26 protein-coding genes and 1 pseudogene are annotated in these 23,289 nt (G+C 69.2%); 3 read left to right on the plus strand and 24 right to left on the minus strand.

Annotated elements, in window-relative coordinates; translation table 11 throughout:
- The first annotated feature begins 142 nt into the window (after positions 1-142).
- A complete protein-coding gene (locus AB0J08_RS34015) occupies positions 143-439 on the plus strand; it encodes a hypothetical protein (RefSeq protein WP_360641806.1) in 297 nt (98 codons plus the stop codon).
- 144 nt (positions 440-583) lie between these two features.
- Positions 584-754: pseudogene (locus AB0J08_RS34020) on the plus strand (pirin family protein); the annotation flags it as partial.
- 312 nt (positions 755-1,066) lie between these two features.
- Here the strand turns inward: AB0J08_RS34020 and AB0J08_RS34025 are convergent.
- Entirely contained in the window at positions 1,067-2,020 is a 954-nt protein-coding gene (locus AB0J08_RS34025) for a hypothetical protein (protein ID WP_360641808.1), read from the minus strand.
- A 115-nt stretch (positions 2,021-2,135) separates the two neighbouring features.
- Between AB0J08_RS34025 and AB0J08_RS34030 the strand changes: the two genes are divergently transcribed.
- Positions 2,136-2,630, plus strand: a complete 495-nt coding sequence (locus tag AB0J08_RS34030) for a hypothetical protein (RefSeq protein ID WP_360641810.1) — start codon at positions 2,136-2,138, stop codon at positions 2,628-2,630.
- A 3-nt stretch (positions 2,631-2,633) separates the two neighbouring features.
- On the opposite strand, the gene AB0J08_RS34035 is transcribed toward AB0J08_RS34030, so the two are convergent.
- The 23 genes from AB0J08_RS34035 to AB0J08_RS34145 form a co-directional block, all read right to left on the minus strand.
- Positions 2,634-3,206, minus strand: a complete 573-nt coding sequence (locus tag AB0J08_RS34035) for a transposase (protein WP_360641812.1) — start codon at positions 3,204-3,206, stop codon at positions 2,634-2,636.
- A complete protein-coding gene (locus AB0J08_RS34040; RefSeq protein WP_360641814.1) occupies positions 3,203-3,697 on the minus strand; it encodes a winged helix-turn-helix domain-containing protein in 495 nt (164 codons plus the stop codon). Before AB0J08_RS34040 ends, AB0J08_RS34035 begins: the two co-directional genes overlap by 4 nt.
- Positions 3,698-3,763: 66 nt before the next feature.
- Positions 3,764-4,666, minus strand: coding sequence for a UvrD-helicase domain-containing protein (locus AB0J08_RS34045; RefSeq protein WP_360641816.1), 903 nt, complete (start codon positions 4,664-4,666; stop codon positions 3,764-3,766).
- Positions 4,663-6,522: an AAA family ATPase gene (locus tag AB0J08_RS34050; RefSeq protein WP_360641818.1), complete on the minus strand. Its 1,860-nt coding sequence runs from the start codon at positions 6,520-6,522 to the stop codon at positions 4,663-4,665. Before AB0J08_RS34050 ends, AB0J08_RS34045 begins: the two co-directional genes overlap by 4 nt.
- Positions 6,523-6,702: 180 nt before the next feature.
- Positions 6,703-7,977 carry an aminotransferase class I/II-fold pyridoxal phosphate-dependent enzyme gene (locus tag AB0J08_RS34055; RefSeq protein ID WP_360641820.1) on the minus strand — a complete coding sequence of 425 codons (1,275 nt, stop codon included), beginning with the start codon at positions 7,975-7,977 and terminating at the stop codon, positions 6,703-6,705.
- Between the two features lie 68 nt (positions 7,978-8,045).
- Complete coding sequence (locus AB0J08_RS34060; RefSeq protein ID WP_360641822.1) at positions 8,046-8,834, minus strand: HAD-IA family hydrolase; 789 nt, start codon at positions 8,832-8,834, stop codon at positions 8,046-8,048.
- Complete coding sequence (locus tag AB0J08_RS34065) at positions 8,828-9,661, minus strand: 5'-3' exonuclease H3TH domain-containing protein (protein WP_360641824.1); 834 nt, start codon at positions 9,659-9,661, stop codon at positions 8,828-8,830. Before AB0J08_RS34065 ends, AB0J08_RS34060 begins: the two co-directional genes overlap by 7 nt.
- Complete coding sequence (locus tag AB0J08_RS34070) at positions 9,658-11,040, minus strand: glycosyltransferase family 4 protein (RefSeq protein WP_360641826.1); 1,383 nt, start codon at positions 11,038-11,040, stop codon at positions 9,658-9,660. Before AB0J08_RS34070 ends, AB0J08_RS34065 begins: the two co-directional genes overlap by 4 nt.
- A 17-nt stretch (positions 11,041-11,057) precedes the next feature.
- The gene (locus AB0J08_RS34075) at positions 11,058-11,861 is read right to left on the minus strand and encodes a reverse transcriptase domain-containing protein (RefSeq protein WP_360641828.1); all 804 of its coding nucleotides are present in this window, start codon (positions 11,859-11,861) and stop codon (positions 11,058-11,060) included.
- A complete protein-coding gene (locus tag AB0J08_RS34080; protein ID WP_360641830.1) occupies positions 11,858-12,964 on the minus strand; it encodes a glycosyltransferase family 4 protein in 1,107 nt (368 codons plus the stop codon). Before AB0J08_RS34080 ends, AB0J08_RS34075 begins: the two co-directional genes overlap by 4 nt.
- Positions 12,961-13,500, minus strand: coding sequence for an SUMF1/EgtB/PvdO family nonheme iron enzyme (locus AB0J08_RS34085; RefSeq protein ID WP_360641832.1), 540 nt, complete (start codon positions 13,498-13,500; stop codon positions 12,961-12,963). Before AB0J08_RS34085 ends, AB0J08_RS34080 begins: the two co-directional genes overlap by 4 nt.
- A gap of 158 nt (positions 13,501-13,658) precedes the next feature.
- Positions 13,659-14,249, minus strand: a complete 591-nt coding sequence (gene folE / locus AB0J08_RS34090; RefSeq protein WP_360641834.1) for a GTP cyclohydrolase I FolE — start codon at positions 14,247-14,249, stop codon at positions 13,659-13,661.
- Positions 14,246-14,971 (minus strand): WbqC family protein, encoded by a 726-nt coding sequence (locus AB0J08_RS34095; RefSeq protein WP_360641836.1) that lies wholly within the window; start codon positions 14,969-14,971, stop codon positions 14,246-14,248. The genes folE and AB0J08_RS34095 overlap by 4 nt, the downstream gene beginning before the upstream one ends.
- A complete protein-coding gene (locus AB0J08_RS34100) occupies positions 14,968-15,669 on the minus strand; it encodes a PIG-L deacetylase family protein (protein ID WP_360641838.1) in 702 nt (233 codons plus the stop codon). Before AB0J08_RS34100 ends, AB0J08_RS34095 begins: the two co-directional genes overlap by 4 nt.
- Before the next feature lie 49 nt (positions 15,670-15,718).
- Entirely contained in the window at positions 15,719-16,279 is a 561-nt protein-coding gene (locus tag AB0J08_RS34105) for a phosphoribosyltransferase family protein (protein WP_360641840.1), read from the minus strand.
- On the minus strand, positions 16,276-16,719 hold the full coding sequence (locus AB0J08_RS34110) for a DUF6884 domain-containing protein (RefSeq protein ID WP_360641842.1): 444 nt from the start codon (positions 16,717-16,719) through the stop codon (positions 16,276-16,278). The genes AB0J08_RS34105 and AB0J08_RS34110 overlap by 4 nt, the downstream gene beginning before the upstream one ends.
- Positions 16,709-17,440 carry a 7-carboxy-7-deazaguanine synthase QueE gene (locus AB0J08_RS34115; RefSeq protein ID WP_360641844.1) on the minus strand — a complete coding sequence of 244 codons (732 nt, stop codon included), beginning with the start codon at positions 17,438-17,440 and terminating at the stop codon, positions 16,709-16,711. Before AB0J08_RS34115 ends, AB0J08_RS34110 begins: the two co-directional genes overlap by 11 nt.
- The gene (locus AB0J08_RS34120; protein WP_360641846.1) at positions 17,437-18,060 is read right to left on the minus strand and encodes a 6-carboxytetrahydropterin synthase; all 624 of its coding nucleotides are present in this window, start codon (positions 18,058-18,060) and stop codon (positions 17,437-17,439) included. The genes AB0J08_RS34115 and AB0J08_RS34120 overlap by 4 nt, the downstream gene beginning before the upstream one ends.
- Before the next feature lie 32 nt (positions 18,061-18,092).
- Entirely contained in the window at positions 18,093-18,800 is a 708-nt protein-coding gene (gene queC, locus AB0J08_RS34125) for a 7-cyano-7-deazaguanine synthase QueC (RefSeq protein WP_360641848.1), read from the minus strand.
- Between the two features lie 315 nt (positions 18,801-19,115).
- Positions 19,116-20,210 carry a M20/M25/M40 family metallo-hydrolase gene (locus tag AB0J08_RS34130; protein ID WP_360641850.1) on the minus strand — a complete coding sequence of 365 codons (1,095 nt, stop codon included), beginning with the start codon at positions 20,208-20,210 and terminating at the stop codon, positions 19,116-19,118.
- A gap of 130 nt (positions 20,211-20,340) precedes the next feature.
- Positions 20,341-21,090: an XRE family transcriptional regulator gene (locus AB0J08_RS34135; RefSeq protein ID WP_360641852.1), complete on the minus strand. Its 750-nt coding sequence runs from the start codon at positions 21,088-21,090 to the stop codon at positions 20,341-20,343.
- A 98-nt stretch (positions 21,091-21,188) separates the two neighbouring features.
- Positions 21,189-22,049, minus strand: a complete 861-nt coding sequence (locus tag AB0J08_RS34140; protein WP_360641854.1) for a hypothetical protein — start codon at positions 22,047-22,049, stop codon at positions 21,189-21,191.
- Positions 22,050-22,157: 108 nt separating this feature from the next.
- Positions 22,158-23,144 (minus strand): helix-turn-helix transcriptional regulator, encoded by a 987-nt coding sequence (locus AB0J08_RS34145; protein ID WP_360641856.1) that lies wholly within the window; start codon positions 23,142-23,144, stop codon positions 22,158-22,160.
- Between the last annotated feature and the right edge of the window lie 145 nt (positions 23,145-23,289).

Below are 23,289 nucleotides of genomic sequence, written 5' to 3' on the forward strand. Positions count from 1 at the left end.
AGAACAGCGATCTTGGTCGACGCAGTTCTATCGGGGGCTCCGTTGCCATGTCAGGGACTTGACGAACGCCGCAGCGGCTTAACTTCCTGGTCTTGAGTTTTCACCCGTCGTCGAGACAGGACCCGGGACCACCCGCGACGGCATGCTGCCCCTGCTGCACGGGCTGCCTTCGATGCTGGGCGAGCACGATGTACGGTTCTGCGAACCGCTCTGCCCGCGCGGCGACGGCGGTACCAGTGACAAGGGCGATTGGGCGCCCCGGTGCGTCGGCAGCGCGATGTCGCGCTGGCTGGAGATCCGCTCGTCGATGTGGACTGCCCCGAAGGCCTGGGTGAGGACGGCGTCGCGGGTTGGTTCGGAGCGAGAATCGACAGTGCGAGTTGGGTCCAACCCGGTTGCCTACTGCCGACCGGTGCTGAAGCTGGGCGCACGCGACTGACGTCCTGGGCTGCGTCGGACCCGTACGTCCGAGATCTGCATCCTGCCCCGGCATGGCCGCGTCCCGCCGGGAGGCCTAGAGAGCACCGCTGAATCGCTGGCTTCGGCGAAGCAGTACTCGGAGGCTTTCTGGCAGGCTTGGCCGATCGTCATGTGGTGGAACTTCATCGGCCGATCCGGTGATGAGATCGTACAGGCACGGAATGACTGGGAGAAGAGCTCGCGGTTCGGTGAAGTGCACGGTTACGACGGCGCCCGGCTGCGTGCGCCAGGGCTCCCCGACATTCCGCTGAAGGCGCGAGGAAGGGTGCGCTGACCTGCGGTAATGCTCGCCAGGGGTGTGTGCAAGGTTGCGGGCCAATTCGATTCGGAGGCGCTGGGAGATGGTCGCCCGCGACGTCTCGCAGCCTCCCGGGATCGGTTGGAATTCGGCGTCGGTGGGCTGCGCCGAATCGCAAGTTTGGCTAGGCGTAGCTGGGTCTAATCGGATCGACGCTGACTTTTTGCTGACCTTCCTGATGGTGTATCAGTTGACGTCGTGGTCGCGGCGGAGGCCGTCCTCGCTAGCGTAGGTGGATGGGTCGTCACTCTGTCCGCCCCGCCGTCGCTGAGCCGACCTCGTAGTCGCTCAGACCTCAAGAACGAGCCAGCCGTCTCGGGTCAAGGCAGGACGGTGGGCTTCGGCGCGGTCGCGGTGGATTGCGAGAACGAGGGCATGCCTGGCCCGGGTGGCGGCGACGAAGGTGGTCATCGCCGCGTGCTGGCTGGTGGCATTGAGTTGGGTTGCTGACATCGACCCGGTGATGACCGGGAGGATGCCTCCGAGATCATGGCTCTTCCCGTTCTTCGTGGCGCATTCGAGTACCAGCGTGGCGCAGTGCGTTTCGCCCTTCGCTCTGGCAGTAGTGCTGGGGGAGGCCAGGGATGTCTCGTTGCTCTCCGGCGGCGAGCTGTAAGACAGCCAAGCTTCGTGGAGGGTCGGATCCAGCTGGATTGGGGCGCCGGTGAGTTCGCCAAGCAGTCCCGTGAGCCGGTGGACAAAGTCCTCCCATGCGGCAGGGGTGTCGTGGCGACTGTGCAGTGTTGTGGCCAGGAGCGTCCGGACCCCGTGACCGGTTGTCCCTGTCCGGCGGTCGAGCTGCGAGAAGGTTGGAAGGCCGTCGATGAGATCGAGGGGGCGTGTTGGTGCTTGCATCTGCCATGCGAGCCCGCGGACGGCTTCCCAGAGGAAGTTGGCGGCCGGACCAAGTCTCTGGTCCTTCAGGACCATCGCGGTGGCTGCTCGGTAGGCGTACAGGAGTCGGCTGGCCCCGGTCGGGGAAAGCGAGGGGTGCCACTTGGGCACGTAGCAGCCCAGAGCGCGAGGGAAGAGTCTGGAGGTGCCCGGATTCTCGCGAGCACCAAGCACTTTGGGAGGGTGTGAGGCGATGGCCTCGGCCGGCACGATTCTCCGTACGAGTTCTTCGAACGCCGGGACCACGCGCTCTATTGAGTCATCGGTGAAGGTGAGGACGGCCAGGGTGCTCTCCGGTCCGTGCCCGTGGATCTGCTGTGGCCGGTGGACGGCAAGCCGGGTTGCCACCTGGGCGACGCCGGGGCCGAAGCGCTGCTGAACTTGAATGGGTGATGTCGGGGAGCGGTGAGTGTGGTGGTGCCCGGGGCTGCTCCGCGGGTGGCTGCTGCGTCAAGATGGGCGCATGACCGAGAGCGAAGCGGATCTGCTGGCGTTGCTGCGCAAGCTCGATGATCCGGAGTGGCTGGAGTGGCCGCAGCACTACGACCGTGGCGAGACCTCAGTCCATTTCGGTGCTCTGGTGGCTCGGCTCGAAGGCGACTTCGCAGCTCCCTGCACGGCCGAGCAGGACACCCAGGACTCCAGCGAGTACGGACGCGTCGTCGTGCCCGGGGACGCAACCGTCTGCGGAACCCGGATCGTCGTCTGCGTGAGCAAGTTCGGCTCACTGGCTCTGGTCTGCGCCGACAACCCGGGCGCCTTCCTCGGAACGGAGGAAGCCCAGGCCGAGGGCGAGCTGGACGGCGCGGACCTTCCCAAGGCCAACCGGGCGCTGGTCGAGCTCGGCTATGTCGTGGTTGCCGAGGAACTGCTGGAGAGCGACTACGACGGGCCGAGTCGACTGCCCTCGCACGTTCAGCGGCCCACCTGGTGGGCTCGCTTCTTCGGCTTCTTCTGACGGTCACGCCGGCAGGGTCAGGCCGGTGCCCCTCAGGCAGCCGTCGATGACCTCCGGCCGGTACTGGAGCATCTTGAGCTTGCGCTTCACTGCGCGGGTGACCTGGCCGAGGTCGGCGGCGGCCAGGTTGCCGATGTCGCGCTTGACCAGAGACCAGATGCCCTCCTGCGGGTTGAGGTCCGGGGCGTAGGTCGGTAGCTGGAACACGGTGAGCCAGTCGGTGTTGGCCTCGATGAACTCCCGCAGTGGCGTGACCAGGTGCGTGCGCAGGTTGTCCCACACGAGCACGATCGGGCCGCCGAGCTGTATATGGGCGCGGATGACCAGGTCGCGGTAGTCCTTCCAGCCGAAGCCCTTCGGTTCGTCCTTACGGCCCCGGTACTCGCGGATCGCGTAGATCAGACGGGACCGTTCACCCGGTTTGTAGCAGGTCATGCCCGCCATCGACACCCGGCCCGATCCCCGCCCGCGCACGCGGACGACCGGGGTGCTGCCCTTTCGGCCCCAGGTCCTGGCACGCGGCGGCGTCATCGACTGGCCGGCCTCGTCCTCGAAGACCACCCAGGCGTTGTTCACCCCCGCGGTGCTCTTACCCGCGGCCAGACCTCCCGTTTCCACAGCTCCACCGCATCGTCGTCACGCTCGATCGCCCGCCGGGCAGGCTGCTGCCACGACCAGCCGTGCCGCCGCAGTAATCGCCACGTGCCCTCGACGGTGTACGAGACGTGGAACAGCCGGCCGATCATCGTCTTCACCCGGGCCAGGGTCCACCGCTGGTCGGTCCACCCGTGTGCCAGCGGACCGCGCTCCAACTCCCGTTCCAGCCTCGCCATCTGCAGGTCGGACAGCCGAGGACGACCGGGTGACCCCTTGGAGGCCACCCCGGCGTGGCCGCCCTCGCGCCACTGGCGCCGCCAACGTTCCACCGACCGCTCCGAGACCCGCAACGCGGCAGCGATCTCCCGGTTCTTCTCGCCGGCCTCGAAGCAAGCCACGGCCTGGCACCGGACCCGTTCCCGCGCGGCCCTCTCAGCGTCGGTCAAACCGCCGCCCTGCGGATATCTCACCGCCCCAGGACTACCGAAGCCACCTGCGCGTTGTCCGGCGAACAGCCCGACATCACCCAATCAAGTTCAGTGGCTGGTCGGCAGCTCCATCGCGCTCTGGTCCGGGAATCCACTGGATACGGCGACGGGCGTGCTGGCGCTGTATATACGCTGGTTGACATCCCCCACGCATTGGACGACTGCGGTGTCGCCGAAGACCGTGTCCAGGATGTCGCTCTGAATGGCGTCCGTGTCCTGCATCTCGTCAATTACGACAAACGGAAACCGCATACGCAGTCCTGCGCCGAGGCGGGTGTGCCGGTGGAGATGCCGCGCTGCGATCGCGTACATGTCCTGATATCGGAAGACGCCTCGCTCGGCAAGATGGAGCTTGAGCGAGAGAAGTTGCCTGTAGCTCTCGGATTCGCGGCCGAGGTTCCGGACACGGATCTGAAGTCTTCGCTCGCCGGGTTCGAAGAGATAGGTGGACTCGGTGACCAACTGGATCCCGTCGGGCCGTCTTCTGGTGTACGAGCGCAGAGTGCGGAACTGCCCCAGATCTAGCAGCCGCCGCGCCTGTTGCGCGTATACCTCGTCGTCGATGGCGCGCGTGGTGACCCCCTGCGAGCGCAGGGCCGGCAGGGATAGGAAGGTATGGACGAAGCTCTGGATCGTCCCGATGAAGTGTGGGTAGCGCAGGAGGCGTTGCGACCTGCCGGTCAATCGCTGGGCTATCTCCTGGGTCGCGGTGTTGGTGTGGGATAGGACGCAGATTCCCTGCCGTGTTGACGACCAGCCGTCCGCTATCAGCGCGAGCTTGAGGGCCACCAGGGTGGTCTTGCCTGAGCCGGGGGCTGCCTGTAGATGGAGTGGTCCGCGGGCTTCGAGAAACGCGAACTGCTCGGGCAGCGAGAGAGTGAGGCCCATGCGTTTCGCGTGGGCCTTAACGCGGACGTGGTCCAGCGCCCGTGCGTCCAGAGGTGGGGTCACGGTTGAGTGCTCTCGCACAGGTAGTTGATCGCCTCAACCAGGTAGGCAGGAAGGTCAGCAGGAGTGATCGCGGCGCCCTGTTCCAAGAGGCGGGCGGCATGCTGGGCGGCAATCGGCTTCTTCCTGCCGCCGGTGCGCAGTGGCTGGTAAATCTTCAGCGCAGCCTCCTCCAATGTAAGGCCGTCGTCCCGCCACTTTTTCACCTCATTGGCTGCGCTCACCTCAATGGCCACGAGGTCCTCTGCTGTCGGCCACTTGGTGCCCTTGGCTGCGCCGATCGCCTGGTGCATGATCGTGGCCATTGGCCACGATGCGCGGGCCAAGTCATATTCGAGCGTCCACCAGTCCGACACGAAGGTCCGCACGACGCCCCCGTTCCGCTCCCGCTTTTTGGCGATGTGGTCGGCCCGCTGCTGCTCGGTCAGCTCGCTCCATCGCTTGAGCTCCCCGGCCATTTTGGCGTCGGCGCCGTCGGGTGCCAGATCCATGTCAGTGATGCAGGCGACCCGCACGGGGGGAGGTGTCAGGTCGCGGCGCTGGAAGATGCGGGAGTAGCGAAACAGGCCGGTACTACCGACGTTGACGAGGCTGACGCCGTTTCGACTGAACGAGTGGCCGATGGCGTTTGCCAGCGCCGGTAGGAGCAGTATCTCGGCGTCTCCCTCCACCATGGCGACCGCGCGGGCGAAGAACAGGTTGGCCTTGGTGGTATCCAGGAATCGGGTCAAGAACGCGTAGTCCGAGGAGTCCAGTTGGGTGTACTCCGGCCGGAGAGGGAACACGCGACCATGAGCCACCATGGTCAGCTGCTCCACCGGCACGCTGGACGCGATGTGGGGGCTGTGCGTGGTGACGATGATCTGTACTGGGGACGCGCCCTGTGCCTGATCCCGGAGCAGATCCACTACACGGGACTGCAGCTGAGGATGCATGTGTGCTTCGGGCTCCTCGATGAGGAGCACGGGAGCGTGGCTGTCCCTGCCCAGGAGAAGAAGCTCTGCGGACATGAACAGGGCGTTGTTGTAGCCGAGGCCATGTCGTGTGGCTTGGGCCAGCCCGGGACGTGATGCAAAGGTGAGTTCGAGGCGCTCCAGTACATTCTGCAGCGACGCGGTGGTGGCTATGCCGATGGTGCCACTCAGGGTGTCTCCCCCGATGACGAACTTGCTGAGATAGTTGTTGTTGATCTCGTCGCGTGCCTCGCGGACCAGCCCGTTGGCGTTGATGTGGTGGTCGGCGCGTGCCAGTATGCCGACCAAGGTGTCGGCACTGTCCTTGTCGGAGTCGAAGTCGCTCGTCTTCTGCGCTTGCATATCCGGATACTGCGTGAGGATCTGTGACAGCCGGGAGTTGCGGCCAGCTCGCATTTCGCCTTCGGCGTCACGCAGAGGTCGCAGGTAGGTGGCCCGGAGGTGCTCGCGAGCTTCCCCGTCCAGAGGGGTATCGCCGGCGCGGACCCTGACCGAGAGACGGTGTGGCCGGTCGGGGTCCATCGGTTCGGCCCGCATGGTGACCGTCAGCTGAGGGGGTTGTCCGGGCGGTGACGTCAGGAACTCCCCGAAGGTGCCGATCTCCGCCTCGGACAGGTCATGGAACGTACAGCTGATCTGCAGGTAGTCGGCCGTGCCCGCGGGGCCGCAGTGGAGGTCCTCCACAGTCACCCGGGTGAAGTCGGCGCTGGAGGTGAGGCAAAGACGTATCGCGTCGATGATGGCGGACTTGCCGCTGTCGTTCTCTCCGACCAGGACGCTGAGACCGGGCTGGAAGGTGATGTCCAGCGCTGATCCGGGAACCTCGCCGTCACTTGGCCCGCCGAAGATCCGGAAGTTCTCAGCCTGCACCCGTGCCAGGTACACCCGTCCCCCTGATGAATCCGTGCCATGTGTGGCGTCCGTGAAGTCGGTGAGGGGAACAGTAGAACAAAGCGAATCGATCGTGCAGCAAAGTAGTCATCATGAGATGTCGCCTCCGGCGAGCTTCCCTGCCGACGTCGTCGACCCTGAGCAGCCGTCACCCGAGTGCAAAGAACCTGCCTGTCACCTCTTATGTCCCAGCTTGGCGCTCAGCCGCTGCAGTGCCTCGGTGGTGCGCTCGTTGGTCTCGGACAGGTTGACGCGTAGGTGTTGGTCCGGAAACAGCGCCTGCCATGCGGCCGCCGTGCCGCTGTGGAGCACGGTGGGGTTGAGGCGGAGCCCGTCCATTCCGCATTGGCGGACCCAGGCCAGGAAGTCCGGACGCGGCCATCGGAGGCTGGGGAAGGCCGAGTACCCGGCGGCCGGTGTCAGGCCGGTGGGGTAGGTGAATGGGCTGTCGGCGCCGGCTAGCTGTGCGGCGTTGACGCGGAAGCGGTCGGCCATCGTGGCCAGGCGGGCGCGCACCAGGTTCAGGTCTGCCGTGCTGGGCAGGTCCGGCAGGCCGTGTTCGTCGACGATCTCGCGCGCCATGTGGTGTCGCTTGTCGAGGAGTTCGGCGGGACCGTGGGAGGCGTGGAGGAGGGTCGCGTAGAGGACCATCAGGAGGCTGGCGAGCGGCGAGCCGGTGGGGGCCCGGTCGAAGGCGTCTCCGGCGAGATGGGCCCGCAGCGCCTGGTCCCGGGTGATGACGGCGGCTGCGCGCAGGCCGGGGAGGGACAGGTCTTTGGAGGCGGTCATGATCGCCGCACCACGGGTCAGGTCGAGTTCCCGCATCCGATGGTGGATCGCGCCTTCGAGCTCGCGCTGGTCATGCATGGCGCCGTACTGGAAGACGATGTCGAGGAGGGTGAAGTCCGCGTCGATGTCAGGGCGGGCGTAGAGCGTGCCGGTGACGCCGTTGGGCAGGACGTCCACGAGTGCGCGAGGGCGGCCGGTGGCTGCGCCGGTCTGGTGGGAGAGCCCGTCGTGGCGGTAGTAACGCTCGACGGGTGCTCCCCAGCGGGCGGCCGACTGCTCGAAGCCGTAGTAGTTCGGCAGGGGCAGTGTGAGGCTGTGGCCGGTGGCGGCGAGGTGGTTGGTGATCAAGCTGATGGCCTCGGTGCCTCCTTGGACGAAGCTGATGTCCTCCGCGGTCAGCGTCACGCCGAGGCGTGCGGTGAGCAGGTCGGCGAAGGCTGCCCTGGCGCCGCCGCGGAAGGGATCGGCGTACCGGGAGAGGCTTCCTCGGGCGGCGAGGCCGTGCAGGAGGTTGGCGAGGTGCCGCCCGACCGCGGGTGCGGGCGGGTAGAGGTTGCAGCCCTCGCCGATCTCGAATGCGTCGCGGGGGGTGCCCGCGCGAAGCGCAGCGAAGGCCGCGAGGCACTCGACCTGAGGGAGGGACGGGACGGTGTGGTGCATACCTGGCTCCGTGCGCTGTGTCCGGGGCGCTGGCCGGGTGCCCACCGTGCCGTGCGGACAGAACGAGACTAACCGATGCGTACTGTGCGTCGTGTGGCGTCGGCCGTGACAGGTGGGATCTCCCATACCCTTGTCGCTGTTTCGCGGGCCGGCGCTGCCTGATCGAGGATTAGGCGCAGAACGGCTCGCAGGTCGGGCGTGTCGGCAGGGTTCGGGCAGCGGACCCAGATGGCGTCTACCCCGGCTACGCGGGCGCCGGCGACATCCGCGTTCGGGTTGTCGCCGACCATCCATACCCGGCCGGTGGCTGCGGCGGCCTGGTGCGCGAGGCGGAATGCCTGCGGATGTGGCTTCTCGTAGCCGGTGGCAGCCGAGTTGACGACCGCTGCCAAGCGCGGAGCGAGCTCGGTGGCGGCCAGGATTGTCGGCAGCTCAGGGACGTGGTTGGAGACGAGGACGTGTTGCCAGCCTGCCGCACCGAGGGTGTCCAGGACCTGCAAGGCGTGCGGGTACAGGCTCCAGGTACTGGCGTCGGTGTAGGCGCCCCGGGTGGCGTGCGCGGCGGCCGCAGCGGTGTCATGGTCTATGCCGAGGCCGGTCAGGGCGCGATGGATGACGGTGGTGGTGTGGGCCCACCACTGGTCGGGGTCGGCGAGCTGGGGGTGGGGCTTGTCGGCGTGGTGCCAGGGGAAGCCCGTGGCGAGAGCATCGTAGAGGTCACTGAACTTCCATGCGTGGTCGGGATGGTGGCGGTCGAGGACCTCCAGTAGGCAGTCTGCCCAGGTGCCGTGGCGGCGGTGGCCGAGGGTGCCGTCGAAGTCCCACAACACCGTGCCGGCTACCGGGCGGTTCACCACAGCCCCAGCATCTCGAGGATGAGTGCGGCCGGTGGCAGCGGGCTGGTGACGGTGGCGGTGAGCAGCTCGTCGGGCAGGTCGGTCTTGCGGTCCAGGCGGATCATCTCCCGCCAGCGCAGGGCCTTGTCCCACTGATCGGCCCAGGAAGGGCGGATGTCCTCGGCCGGGATCTGGTCGAGGTGGCGGCCGCCGGTGAGCAGGCGGGCGGCGGTTTTGGGCCCGATGCCGCGCACGCCGGCGATGTGGTCGGACGGGTCGCCGGTCAGGGCCCGGTAGTCCGGCCATTGGGCGGCGGTGACACCGTAGCGGGTCAGGACGTCGGGGCCGGCGGTGAAACGGCGGTGCTCGGCCAGCATCGTGTTCAGCACGTGCACACCCGGGTCGTCGAGGAGCTGCAGGAAGTCCTTGTCCGCGCTCATCACGTCCACCGGCCGCTCGTCCTGGCGGGCGAGGGTGGTCAGCGTGGCGATGACGTCGTCGGCCTCGCAGCCGTCGTGCTCGATCCAGCGCACCTCGACGTGGTCCAGCGCGGCCTTGATGTGCTTCAGCGACCCGATCAACCCGGCGTCCGGTTCCATCGCCCGGTTGGCCTTGTAGTCGCTGTCCTGGGTCACCCTGGTGTCGGCGCCGTTCTCGGCGTCGAAGACCACGAACAGCTCGTGGTTGGCTGCGTGGAGCCGCTGTGCCTTGCGCAGCAGTGCGACGAACCCGAAGACGCCGGTCCGGTCCTCGCTCTTGTCGCGGCTGAGGATGCGGGTGGGGAACCCGTACCAGGACCGGTAGAGGAGGTTGTGACCGTCGACAAGAAGCAGCGGTGGGGGCGTCATCGCGGGGCCTCCAGGGAGTCGTACTGGCTGGGGGTGGCCTGTGACCGCGGCGGACGGGTACCCGTGACCGGATGGGCACCGAGTCTACCGGTCATGCCTTGCCCGTTCGTGAAGTAGCGGGCCAGCAACGCGCCGAGATGCTGCGCGGCGTCGCGTTCGGCCACCACCCTGCTGTGGGCGGCACACCGAATCGCAGCCCGCTCCTGTTCGGTGAGCGCCAGTGCCCGGCGCAGCCCGTTCGTGAGGGCGTCTGGGAGCTCGGCGTCGTACAGCAGGCCGTTGTGACCATCGGTGATCTGCTCGGTGAAGCCGTCGCAGGCCGGGGCGAGGACGACGGCGCCGCCGTGTTGCGTCCACAGCGCGGTCTCGAAGACGACGTTGGCCAGGGTCTCGCCGCGGCTGGGGCAGGCCATGACGCGGGTGGCGGGCAGGGCGGCGAGGGCGCGGGGCAACTGCCGGTCGAAGTCGCCGATCAGGGTGGCGCGCAGCCCGGCCCGCTGGCACTGCCGCTCGTAGGTGTCGAACAGGGCGGCGCGCTCGTCGTCGGTGCGTACCGCGATGGCGGCCAGGTGGACTTCGTCGCGTAACGGCGCGAGGGCGTCGATGAGCAGGTCGAGACCCTTGGTGGGGTCGGTGCGGGCGATGGCGGCGACGATGGGCCGGTCGGTGGGGATGTCGTAGTGGTGGGCGACGGCGAGCGCGTCCTCGGCGGGCATGGGGGCGAGGTCGGGGTGGGTGAGGTGCAGGCCCGAGGGCCAGGGCGTCAGCCGGCCCGGGTCGAGGCCGTAGTCGCGGGTCAGGTGGTCGGCGAGGAAGGAGCCGATGTTCGCGAGGTGGGCGCGTGGGTGGCGGTTGACCGCGGCGATGGCCGCGCGTTCCCAGGCCACGTGGTCCGGGTCCGGGGCGGGGCGTTCGGTGATCATGGCGGTACTGAAGAGGGCGAGGACGGTGCCGACGCGTTCGTGCTCGCTCAGGGCGGGCACCGCGGCGAAGGGGGTGTCGACGGCGATAGTCAGGACCCGGCTGTGCCGCCGGGCGAGGTCAGCTGCCGCATCGGCGGCGCGGACGCTCAGCTGCTCCCAGGTCGCGGGATGCCAGAAGGGCTTGGTGGTGTCGTAGGGCAGGGCGATGACGCGTCCGCCGAGGCGTTCGACGACGGAGCGGGCGTAGACGAGGTGTTCGAGGTCGTGGCCCCAGGTCGCGGGGCCGGGCTGTGGCGCGGCCAGGTACGGTGTGAACGGACCGACATCGCCGGCCAGACGGGCGTAGTGGCGCTCCAGGGTGGCCAGCAGGGTCTTGGTCTGCCGGCCGATGCCGTTGGTGCAGTTGTCGATGCCGTTGACGGCGCAGTACAGCAGCGCCGGGGTCTGGGTGTTCACGGGTAGGACTCCAGGGATCAGCCGGCGGCGTAGAGGTCTTCGGGGTTGGGCTGCCAGATCTTGGACTTGGCGGGTGCCGGACGCATTCCGCGGGCGGTGAGGGCGGCGGTGACGCGCTGCCAGGCGTGTTCGGCCTCGGCACGCGTTGAGCGGAAGACGGTGTAGTTGTCCGTCAGACGCACCGCCGGCAGGTCGGCGAGGGCCTCGTCGACGGGTGTCATCCGCAGGTTGGTCAGCATCGGGCTCAGCCCGCTGCCCGGACTGAGCGGATCGGGCAGGGCGGCCAGGACACGGCGCAGCAGGGCCAGGTAGGTGCCGTCATAGACGAAGCGGGCGACGGAATCCATGGCCTGTTCGAGGCCGACGCCGCGAGTGGCGGCGGCAATGTCGATGTCGACGACCCAGGTGCGGCCTGCGCGCAGGTGGGTTGCGGCGGCAGCCACGGCCTGAGGTCGCCCGCAGCGCTGGCGCCAGCCGAACATCCACTCGGGGTAGGCATCGCGTTCCAGGACCGGTTCGGCGGCCGCCCGCATGGCGCGGTGGACGATGCGGTCGGTGACGGTGGGGACCGCGATGGTTATCTGCTTGCCCCAGCCGTCGAAGGTGATGTTCCGGACCGGCTGTGGCTGCCAGGTGCCGTCGGCGAGCCGACGGGACAGCTCGGCCAGACGGTGCGGCATGTCCTGCCGGAAGTCCTTCCAGGACATTCCGTCGGCGCCGGGTGCACCGGTGCGGCCCATGCACTGGCGGGCGGCCCGCTTGAGCTGCTGCGGGTCGGTGACCTGACGCATCAGGCTGTGCGCGGCCGGACCGCTGCTCACTGGTGGGCCCCGGTGGCCAGGGCGAGGAACGTCTCGGCGACGCTGCGTGGGTGGTGGCCGGCGACCTGCAGGGGGCCGGCCTGGGAGGCGGCATGGTAGGCCTCGCGGTCCTCCAGCAGCTCGGTGAGCGTGCGCCAGAGCAGGTCGGGGCCCTGGTCGAGGTCGACCATGCGTCCGGCCGGCCCGGTCAGGGCGGGCAGGTGCCCCAAGCCGTAGCCGACGACGGGGGTGGCGACGGAAAGGGCCTCGGCGGGGACGTTGCCGAACGTCTCGGGGCTGGTGGAGCCGACCAGGACGGCGGCGGCTCCAGCGAGGAACGGAGGAACGGCCTGCCACGGCAAGGCGGGGAGGATCTCGACGTCGGGCAGGTGAGCGGCCAGCTGACGGCACTCGTCGATCACCTGCTCCTGCATGCCGGGCCAGTACTCGAATCCGGCGGCGGCCAACACGATCTGCAGCGGCCGGCCGAGGTCGGGCGGCAGGGCGCGCAGCAGTTCGGCGGTGCCCTTGTGCGGTTCGGCGCGCGCCACGATCCGCACCGGACCGTGACGGCGCAGCACCTCTCGCTCGGCCGGGTCCGGAGCGGCAGTGGTGTGGTGCACGGCGTTGGGCAGGACGCGCCAAGTCGTCGGGTCGAGGCCCCGGCGGGCAGCGTCGCGGATCATGAAGTCGCTGTTGGTCAGGATCACGTCGGGCCCATGGGCGAGACTGGCGAGCATCAGCTCGTCGGTGCGTAGGACGCGGACCATCAGAGCGGTGCGAACGCCGGGCGGCGCGGGGGCGAGGAAACCCAGCCCCCAGACGGCGTCCACCCAGCAGACCAGGTCCACGGCGTAGTCGCTCAGCAGACGGCTGAGCTCCGCCTCGACGGGCGCCGGATCAGCAAGCAGCGCGAGGAGGTCCTCCTCCACGGCCGGGCGCGGCAAGGCCAGGGTCATCAGGCGCAGCAGTTCGGGGCCCTCCGCCGCTGCGGCGGGGCCGGCGGCGACGATCAAGGCGCGGTGCCCGGACTCGCGGAGGCCCGCGGCCAGCGTGTCGATGCTGCGCTCGATGCCGGCGGGCTCGTCGGGGTTGTGGGTGAGCAGGACGAACGCGATGTTCACCGAGGTGCTCCGTTCGATGGGGTCGGGACGGGCGGGGTGTCGCGGACCAGGCGAAGCCCGATGCCGGGCGAAGCCAGGTTGGGCAGTACGTCGTTGGCGTGCGCGCACGAGGCGTACTGGTCCAGCGAGTGGTACGAGCCGCCACGCAGCAGGGCCGCGCCGTCGCGGCGCCAGGGGGCGAGGGTCCACTCCCAGACGTTGCCGGCCACGTCCCACAGACCCTCGGGCGTCCGCCCGGCCGGGAGGCTGCGCACGGGGGTTGGACGGTCCGGCCCCATCCCGCGAAGGTTGGCGTGCCGGGCGGTGGGCGCGTGCTCTCCCCAGGGGAAGCGCCGCCGACCCGCAGAGGCCATCCATTCCCACTCGGGCGATGCCGGCAGCCGCCCGCCCAGGGCGGATGCGAAGGCCATGGCCTGGAGCAGGGTCAGGTCGGTGACCGGCAGGCCGCCCCGACTGAGCGGGGTTTCGGCCCACCACAGGTCCGGGACGGACTGCGCACGGTGCCACTCGCGGTCAGGAAGGTGACCGCCCGTCACGTGAATCCAGCACACCGGGTCGGTCGGTCCCGCTACGCTGGAGTAGTTCCGGGCAGCAGGTACGCTCCCCGGCGGCTGATTCGGCTCGCTGACAGACACTCGCGGGCTCGCCACCGGGCAACGACGGCCCTGCCCGGACGCCTTCAGGTCGTTCGGGTTCACCGCGGCGGCCGGGCGATGGCCAGCAGGTGCTGTCCCAGGGATCCCGCGCCGTCGAAGCGGCCACGCAACCGGATGCTGAGGGTGCGGGCCTGCTCCGCGCGGACGCCCCGCATGCTCATGCACAGGTGTTCGCCCTCGGCGACGACTCCCACGTCGGCGGCGCCGGTGGCCTTGGCCACGTCCGCCGCGATCCCCTCGACGATCCGCTCCTGGAGCTGGAGGCGGTGGGCGTGGGCCTGGGCGATCCGGGCGAACTTCGACAGCCCGAGGACCTGCTCGCCCGGCACATAGCCGATCGTCAGATCCAGCTGCATGGGCAGCAGGTGGTGCTCGCACAGGCTCCACGTGCTGATGCCTCGCACCACGACCAACTGCTCTCCGTCGGCAGACAGATCCTGGGCGAAGACGGTGTCGGTGCGGCCCGGGACGTGGTCGAGGAATTCCGCCCACCAGCGGGCGACTCGCTCGGGGGTCTCCCGCAGGCCTTCTCGTTGAGGGTCCTCCCCGAGCGCGGCGAGCAGTTGGCGGTAGAGGTTGGCGACCAGATCGGTGTCGACCGGACGGCGGCCGGTGGTGGTGAGGGTCATCGGGCGGTGCCCTTCGTCTTGGTCCGCGCTCCCGCGCGTAGGACGTGGATGGCGTTCGGGCCTTCGTGGAGCAGCAGGTCCAGGGCACTGAGCCCCGGTACCCAGCCACGCCGGTCGGCGCCGTACGGGGGGTGGGTGTAGGTGGCGACCTCAAGCCGGATGCCGTGGTGGGCGAGCTGATCTTGGTTGAGGTAGCCGAGCGCCCCGGTGCCTGTGCGCAGGGCCGTGGCGCCACGCTCGAGGCAGAGGTTGATGAGCATGTCGGTGCGGGCTCCGGACGGGGCGAGCCGGCTGGAGGGCGTCAGGTGCACCTTCAGGCCGAATCCGTCCAGGAGGAAGTGGGTCAGGGCTTCTGCCAGCGGGGCCAGGTGGGTCCAGGGACGGGCGTAGATCCCGGCAAGTCGCTCCTGGTGATCCGGCCAGAACGGGGCCTTGGCGTAGCGCTCCACGAGGGTGCGCCAGTGCCGGTCGGCCCACGGTTCGTCGGCGAGTTCGACCTGGCTGATCGGCTGGCCGAAGGAGCGGCGGACCGGAACGGTGAGGCGCAACGGTGCACTGCCTGGTGCACCGCGCACCACGTTGCGGTGCTGCCGGCCACGCTCCGAGAACTGGACGTGGTCGAGGACGACCAGCTCGTCCACGTCCAGGAGCCGGGAGAAGTACCCGGGCCAGGGAAGGTAGGCGGGCTGATGGGCCACCAGCACGGCAGGAGGGGCGGTCACCACGCCATCCGGTAGGCCGTGAACGCCTCGGCGCGTCCGGCCCCGATACCCGCACCAGCGGCCGCGTCGAACGCCCGGATCCGCTCCAGGTTGCGCGGGTGCGACGCCTCCCGCAGCTGGCTGGCGTAGCACTCCAGGGCCCTGTCCTTGGCTGCGGCGCTCGCGGTGATGTCCACCAGGACCGCACGCGGGCCCGCCTCCGAGCTCCAGGCCCGGTCTTCGGGGCCGTCGAACCCCAGGACCAGGCGCGGGCAATGCCGGGCAGTGCCCCCGGGGCGGGCGGCGGCGTAGGCGGCGCGGTGGACCAGCTGGTGCTCCTGGTGGACGGCGCCTGCGGCGGGGATGAAGAGCGCGGCCGGTCGTAAGGCGTTCAAGGACAGCTCGGGGCCGTCCTCGATGAGCTGGATGAGCTCGGGGAGGTGATGGTGGACGTTACGGGCCTGTTCGGTGTCGAGCCAGGCGATCCTGCGCCCGCTGACGCCCAGGACGTCGCAGGCCGCCTCGAACTCGCCGGCGCGCTGGCCGGTGGTGCTGGCTGCTCCCCAGCGTCGGCGCTGGCAGCAGGCGACGGCCAGGACGTGGACGTGCACGCCTTCACCGGTCAGACGGGCGATGGTGCCGCCGGCTCCGAGTGTCTCGTCGTCGGGGTGGGTGGGGATGGCCAGGACGTGGTCGCCCGGGCTGAGGCCGAGAGTCACGTGAACCTCCTCTTCGATTCCGTGAAGGGGACGGGTGGCCGCCGCGCTCTCAGTGCGCGCCGGTGGCGGGGTGACACAGGGCGGTGAGCGGCGGAAGGGGTTCGGTGGCGCCTTCGGTGGCCGGCTCCCAGGGGAAGCGCACCCAGTCGGCGACGGTCCATCCCCAGCTGTCGGGGGTGAAGTTCGCTCCGCGGTTGCGACACAGGACCGTGGTCCGGAGCACGGAGGGGCGCAGGCGATCGGTGAGCCAGGAACCGACAGTGCGCAGGGTCGAGCCGGAGCCGCAGATGTCGTCGACGAGCAGAAGCCGCCCGTCGGTGGCGAGGTGGGCCAGGGCATCGTCGGTGCTGTGGAGCCGGACGTGGCCGCTGGCCTGTAGCCGGATGGCGTCGCTGGCGTTGTGCCGGGCGTGGACGATCACGGCCGGGGCGTGGAGCAGCTCGGCGAGGAGGTCGGCCAGTGGGGCGCCGCCGCGGGCGATGCCGACGACGGCGTCGGGCCGGTGGCCGGCCTCGTGGGTGGCGATCAGGTTGGCCGCTTCGAGGAAGCCCTGGTGCGTGAGCTGCCAGGTGCGGTGGCTCTCGAAGACGCGTTCGGCGACGGGGGTCACGGCCAGCTCCAGGAGTCGAGAATGCGGTGGACGTCGGCGATGTGGGTGGTCGGGTCGGTGATGAGGTGGACGACGGGCAGCGGCAGGTCTCCGAGGACGTCGCGGTAGGCGGACTCCAAGAGCAGGAGTAGTTCGTGGGCGGGATGGATGCTCAGGTGGGTGGTGAGCGCTTGTCGGACCGGACCGCGGAGCGCTCGGGCCCGCTCAGCTGTCATGGGTTGCTCGTAGGTTGTCAGCGGTTGGTCGGCGCCGACCAGGCCGTGCCCGGCCGAGAGCACCAGCACCCGGGCGCGTTCGGGGGTTCCGGTCGGCAGGCGCTGGCGGAGCTCGGGGATGCACCAGCCCTGGTACAGGTCGAGGGCGGGCACCGGGTTCGAAGTGATGATCTTGCGGCGGGAGCAGCCGACGATCACCAGGCCGCCGGCGCGCTCACCGTCCACGCTCGTCGCCCCACATCAGGGTGTGCAGTCGGGTGCCGAGCCGGTATCCCCTCGACCCGAGGGCAGGCACCAGGGCCTTCATTCCGGTCGTGACCACCTGTGCGGTCGTGCCCTCGGGCATCACCCACACCTGGTCCAGGGCGAGACGTTCGACGAGGCCGTCGATCTCGTCGAGGTCGGTGGGCGAGCAGACGACGAACTTGAACGCCCGCTGCGGCGCCGCGGAGAAGGCTCGGAGCACGTCGTCGCGGATCCGGCGGTCGGCCGCCATCCCGGAGTTCCCGAGCTTCGGGGAGACGTTGAAGTGCACCCCGGTGGCGACCAGTTCGTCGTACGGGCGATAGGTGCCGTTCGTCTCGATCTCAACCCGCTTGCCGCCCGCGATCAGAGTCCGCACCAGGGGCACCAGCGCCCGCTGTTGCATCAGCGGCTCCCCGCCGGTGACCACAGCGAGCGGCTCCGGCCGAGCCAGTGCCCAAGCGGCGACCTCGGCCACGCTCATCCGGGTCCGTTCACGGCTCAGGTCGAAGCGGCTGCGGTCCCAGGTGAAGGGGGTGTCGCACCAGGGGCGGCATTCGAGGTTGCAGCCACTGGTGCGGATGAACAGGGCTGGCACGCCGGTACTGGGGCCCTCACCCTGGATGGTGTCGGCGAACGTCTCCGCGATCCAAAGACTGAGGGCCTCGGCCGCTTCCGTGAGTGTGAGGGTGGCGGCTCTCATCGCGCACCGGCCCGGTACTCCGCCCAGCTGGACTCCGTTTCCGACACCCGCAGCCCCGTCAGACCTGCTCCGGCCTGGGCCGTCAGGTGCCGGGCCAGGTGCTCGGATGTCGGCTCGAATTCCACGACGTCGTTGAGCAATCGACCGTCGAACACCGTCCGGGCGTACTCGCCGACCTCAGCGGGCAGCGCCCCGGCGCCAGGCAGGGGGCTCACCAGGTAGGAGTGACCGTGCAATCGACCGCACTGGTGCTCCTCAGGCAAGCCACCGAGCCGGTGGGAGGCGGAGAAGTACACAGCCGACGGGTCGGGGGCCCGACGTCGGCCTGTCCGCACGCGGACGGACTCCAAGCGGAGCGCTACGGCGGGCAGCAGGTATGCCTGGCACCAGGCGCGCAGGTGTTCGGCGACGCGCTCGCAGCTCGCCGGCCCGCCCACCGCATCGTCCAGGAGCCGGTGGTCGAGGTTGGCATCGATGTACTGCTTGATCGGCCGAAGCTCCCCGAAGTCCACGACGAACCCCGGTGCGGTTAGCTGACTGGCCATCAAGGCCACTTCCGCGGTGAAGGAGTGGCCGTCCAGCGCGCCGTCCAGCATCCGGGTGGCCTCGAACGTGAACACCTTGCCGATCCTGAAAGCTCCGTGTCCGCGCGTCACCGGGCCACCACCGCGGCGCGCGCGTACGCGGTGGGGTCGGTGACGTTGGCGAGGGAGAACGCCTCGCGCCGCTCCGTGCAGGTCCCGCAGAGTCCGCAGTGCACGGTGTCGCCCTTGTAGCAGGACCAGGTGCGCTCGTACGGGACACCCAGGCCGGCTCCGAGACGCACGATGTCGGCTTTGGTCATCTCGAGGAACGGTGCCAGCACCTCGAAGTCGGCCGGCAGGAAGCCCTCGTTCGCCGCGGCCACCATCTGTCGGTAGGCGTCGAGGAACGCGGGCCTGCAGTCGGGGTAGATCGGGTGGTCGCCGGAGTGGGCGCCGAACACCACGGCATCCGCCCGCTGACCGATGGCGATGGCGACGGCCAGGTCGAGCATCAGCGCGTTGCGGTGTGGCACCACCGTCGATCGCATCGTTTCGTCCGTGTAATGGCCGTCGGGTACGTCGAGCGTGCGGTCGGTGAGCGCGCTGCCGTTCAGGAGGGCGCCCATGGCACGCAGGTCGAGCACGTGGTGCGGGACGTTGAGCAGTTTCGCGATGTCGGCAGCGTGACGCAGTTCGACGCTGTGCTGCTGCCCGTAGTCGAGCGACAGGAGCGTGAGCCGGGAGCCGTTGGCAGCCAGCTGATACGCCGCGGTGGTGGAGTCGAGCCCGCCGGAGAAGATCAGAACGGCGTGACGAGGCGAGGATTTCTGGGGCACTTTGGGCACCTCTCTGGGCGATCGAAGCCCCCGCGCGCCGGTGACGTGGTCGAGTTGGTGACGCGCAGGTGGGGAGCCGTGCAGGGCATGGACGTGCACGGCTCGGTGCTGAGCAGGGCGAACCACAGAGTGCTGGGAGGCACGGCCGGATCACTGGTGGTGCGACCCAGTACGGAAGTGCGACGGTCTGGCTACCAGCGGCTTCGGAGGTGTCGCACACTGTGGTTCGCGGTCACTAGGAGACACCTTGAGCGTGCCGTCGGACCAGGCAATTCGCTGTCAATCAACTACTGCTGGTCGGTTGCCAATCCGCTGTCAATCCGACCAAGTGGCCGCGCCGAGCAGGCTGAGGACAGCGAGGTGATAGGCAGCCTGGACCTGGGGCAACTCTGCGACGCGGATCCGCTCGTCGGTTCCGTGGAGCCCTTCGTAGTGCGGCCCGAAGCCGGCTGTTGCGCGGATACCGGATTTGGCGAGCAGGTTCCCGATGTTCGACGGACCCGCGACTTTGGCCTTCACCGTCAGGCCCATCTGCCGGGCAGCGTCCTGAAGTGCCTGGGCCGGCTGCTCGCCCGCCCCCAGCTGAAACGGCGGCCAGGACACCACCGGCTCGATCCGGGTCGGCCCGGGGCCGGGCATGTCCTGGTCGAGCCGAGTACATGCGTCCCTGAGCAGAGCCTCGGCACTCGCACTGGGCAGCACGTCGGTTAGACGGATGTCGACCGCCACGGACGCCCCGTCCGGCACCGTGGTGAATCCGCCTCCGGCCACCACCTCGGTCACCGTGATCTTCGGCGGAAGCGGGAATCCGCCCGGAACCGGCTGCGGCAACTCGGTCTCGGACAAGCGGCCCACCAGGAGCGCGGCTCGCACAGCCGCGTTCGCCACTGCCGGCCGACTCGATCCGGAGTGTCCTCCCGTCCCTGAGACGCGTACTCGCGCCCGGTAGACGCCGCGGCCTCCGACCACCACCTCGTCCAGCCCGGGGTAGCCGATCATCACGCCGCCGACCGTCTGCTTGCCCAACTGCGCCAGGTAGGCTCGGGCGCCGCCGAAGCCCCCCGTGTGCTCGTCGCAGTCCAGGAGAACGGCCAGCCGGCCCGGGAAGGATCCTGCCTGAGCCTGGACACGGGCGGCGATGTGGCAGAAGGCCGCAGCCGCTGCCTTCGAGTCCGCGCTCCCCCTGCCCCGCAGCCAGCCCGCCTCGATGTCACCGGCGAACGGCGGGAAGGACCAAGCAGTCCCGTCGCCGGTGGGCGCGGTGTCGACGCAGGCGTCCAGCACCCAGGTGGGCCCAGGGAGACCGCCGTCGACTTCGGTAACCAGGCCTACCAGCGCGCCGGCGTCGTCGTGAAGGCGCCGTGCCGCCAGCGCGTGCTCCGCGAACCACTTCTCCAGGACGGCCAGCACGGGTTCGTAGGAGTCGATGCCTCCCCGGGAGGGCACTTTGATCAGAGCCGAGGCGAGCGCGAGGACCGAGTCCCGGTCCGCGCGTGCCTGTTCCAGCAATGTGGCGGCGAGCACTCGGTCCCCTCGCACCTCAGCCATCAAGCACCGCCAATCTCTGTATCTCGGCCGTCGTCTCAACCCGGCGGGAACCGGCGTACGCCTCTCTGGCGTGCTGCACGAGTCGGCCGGCGGCATCCTCTCCCAGGACGATCCCCGTATCGAAGGGATCCACACCAGACAACGACGGCACCACCACCACCGCCTCACGCTCGGAGGCAACGAAGAACCGCTCAGGCTGATCGTCCTCCACGACACCGATGTGCAGCGTCTTGAGCCCGTCGATCCGGTCTGCCGGATCTCGTAGTCGGATCAGCTCCAGCAGGTGTGCGGTCAGAACCGGGTTGCGCGGTGGCCCGTACAGGATTCGGTGATGGACGAGTGTCGGCCGGTCGGCGAGTGTCCGGGCGACGCTGTCGAGGTAGGCGGATTCCCGGCTGCGTGAGCCCGTGATCACCAGGGCCTGCCGGGCGCTGTGGACCACCTCGATCATGGCGCCGAACAGAGCCGGGTACGGATGGACCAGCCGCGCGCCCGCGGCCTCAGCCGGCAGCCCCGGAAGCCCGCCGCCATCCTGGTCGGCGAACAGTATTTCGGCGGGCAGGGCGTACACCCTGCAGCACAGCTCCCGGTAGCGAGCCGAGGTGCGGACCTTCAGCAGCTCCCAGGCGGACAGCAGGCTCGCTGTCAGACCCGTCGGTTCCGTGTTGGCCTGGTCGATGGCGGTCACCGCCTGTTCGAGTGTCCAGTTCTTTCCCTGTCTCGCGCGCCGCAGCGCGCTCAACGGCCGCGCTCCTTTCACCGGCATGTCTTCCCCTTTGCTTCACTACTACCTGGATCTCACACCGGTGAGTGCTTCGGACGAGCGGTATTCGGGTGGAATCAGGCGGGCAGGTCAGAGACTTGGCGTGCGAGCCACTTCGAGGGGTCCGCGAGTTCGTCCGCCCGAGGCACCAGGCTTTCGTCGGTGAGGACCCGTTCGACGAGCGGCAGACCGCCGGCGCGGTGGAGGGCGGCCACGAAGCGCTCGCCGCCGTCGTAGACCTCGTCCAGGGCCGGATTGCGGCAGGCCGTGATCTGCCGATAGAGGGCACTGGGCTCGGGATCGCCGGGCAGGAACCGGCGGGCCCGTTCCCCGCACAACTGCTCCGCGATGGTGCGGTGCACCCACTGGGCGTGCCCCTCGTACAGCTCCGCCACGGCGCGGTACTGCTCGCGGGGGCGGCCGGCGACATGGTCCTCGATGCCCAGCCTTATGGGGGCGTGGAGCATGCCGAGCCACAGCCGAAGCTGCGCGAGGTGGGTCAATTCGTGTCCGAACACGCAGGTCAGGAACCGATCGCTGGCGCGGGCCTCGGTGTGAGCGGCGGGCATCACGACCAGCTCGGCATCTGCTTCCTGGGGTCCGTAGTTGATCTGTCCCTGAATCATCGGCCAGTTGGCGGTGACGAAGTCGGCGACCTGGAGGGCGTTGGGTTCCGCGCCGGCCAGGGACATCTCGCGCATTGCGGGGTGGTTTCCGAAGGAGTCCGCCGCAAGGCGCGCGGTGTGTCGCACGTGCGCCTGCGCGGATCGGACGGCGCCCTCGACGGTGACCATCCGCACCGTCACGATTGGAGGAAGCTCGAGGCCGGAGGCTGCGACGGCCATGGTGCCGGCGGCTGCCAGGACCTGGTGAAGCCGCTCGCCGTGGGCGGAGGCACCCGGGCCGGCTTCGTTGTGAATCTCGAAGACTGTCGTCATCGTGGTTGCTGCTCCTTCTTTGTCAGGAGGATGGGACTACGGGGCGCGTGGCCACGGTGGCCCAGGACCACAGGCCACCGCAGGAACCGGCCGGGCGGCGGCGTGGTCTCATGGCCCTCCGCGCTGCTGTGCTGCGTCGGGACGGGCTGCGGCGGTGGGTATGGCGTCGGTCGCCAGGGCGACTGTGATGGTGTGGGTGCGGTTGGTCGTGCCCCAGCGTCCGGCAGCCTGCTTGAGCAGGCGCTCGACGGCCCGTTCCGGAATCTTCATGATCCGCGCGGTCGCCGGAAGGTCGTTGCCGGCCAGCAGGGTGACGGCTTCGAGCTCCAGCGGCTCCAGCGCGGGCAGTTGCGACGGCAGGGCGTCGCGCAGTGGAGCGGTGTCGAGGAGTCCGTCAGTGATCAGCCGGGCGAGGGTGTGGGACCGATCCTGGAATCCGTACCTCTTGTTCAAACGCACTGCCGTCGTCGCCACGGTGGAGCGGCTCTTCTTGAGGATTTTGGCAGCGCTCTCCCCGGTGTGGCCCAGAGCAATGAGGAGGGCTACGGCGCGTTCCAGCTCGGTGAGCGCACGATCTGCCACCGCACGACGTTCAATGGACCCGGAACTGCTGATGACCACGGACGCACCGCTGGCAGCGGCCGACCCGATGGCTGCGGGGTGGGCAACTGCCAGGCAGCGTGTGGTGTCCACGTTCACTTGAGTGGCCGCCGCACGGAAGGGGTTGGTACCGGCTGTCAGATGTTCGACGGCGCTGACGGCGGCGGACCACAAGCCGGGTACCCGCAGTGCTGTCAGGCGGCACTCCAGGTCCTGGTCCAGTACAGGGGCCACGAGCACACACGGGATCGGCAGGGACCGCGCTCGATACAGCAGACGCAACAGCGCCGCTGGGGCGGTCGGCGTCCTGGCCAGACCGGCGCTCAGCAGCTCGGGCGCGGTGCGCGGCAAGTCGTCGAGAGCGGCGAATTGAACCAGGACGGCATCCCGGTCGCGCAGGATCCGGTCCAGCTCGCGGCTGCTTGTCGAAGCCTCGGCCGCCTCCGCCCTCGTGCGACTCGTTCGGCTGGATGCTTGGAGTGATCGCGCGTTCACATCTTCTCTCCGTGATTGACGGTGTGCGGCCCTGGCCCGGACGGCCGCCATGGGGCGGTGCTGGTGGTGCGGTGGCTGTTGGCCAGCCAGTTGGCCGGCCGACGTGAGTGGCGATAACTCGACTGGCGGTAAGGCGGCTGACCAG

The sequence above is a fragment of the Kitasatospora sp. NPDC050463 genome (assembly GCF_040655255.1).
Classification (GTDB): domain Bacteria; phylum Actinomycetota; class Actinomycetes; order Streptomycetales; family Streptomycetaceae; genus Kitasatospora.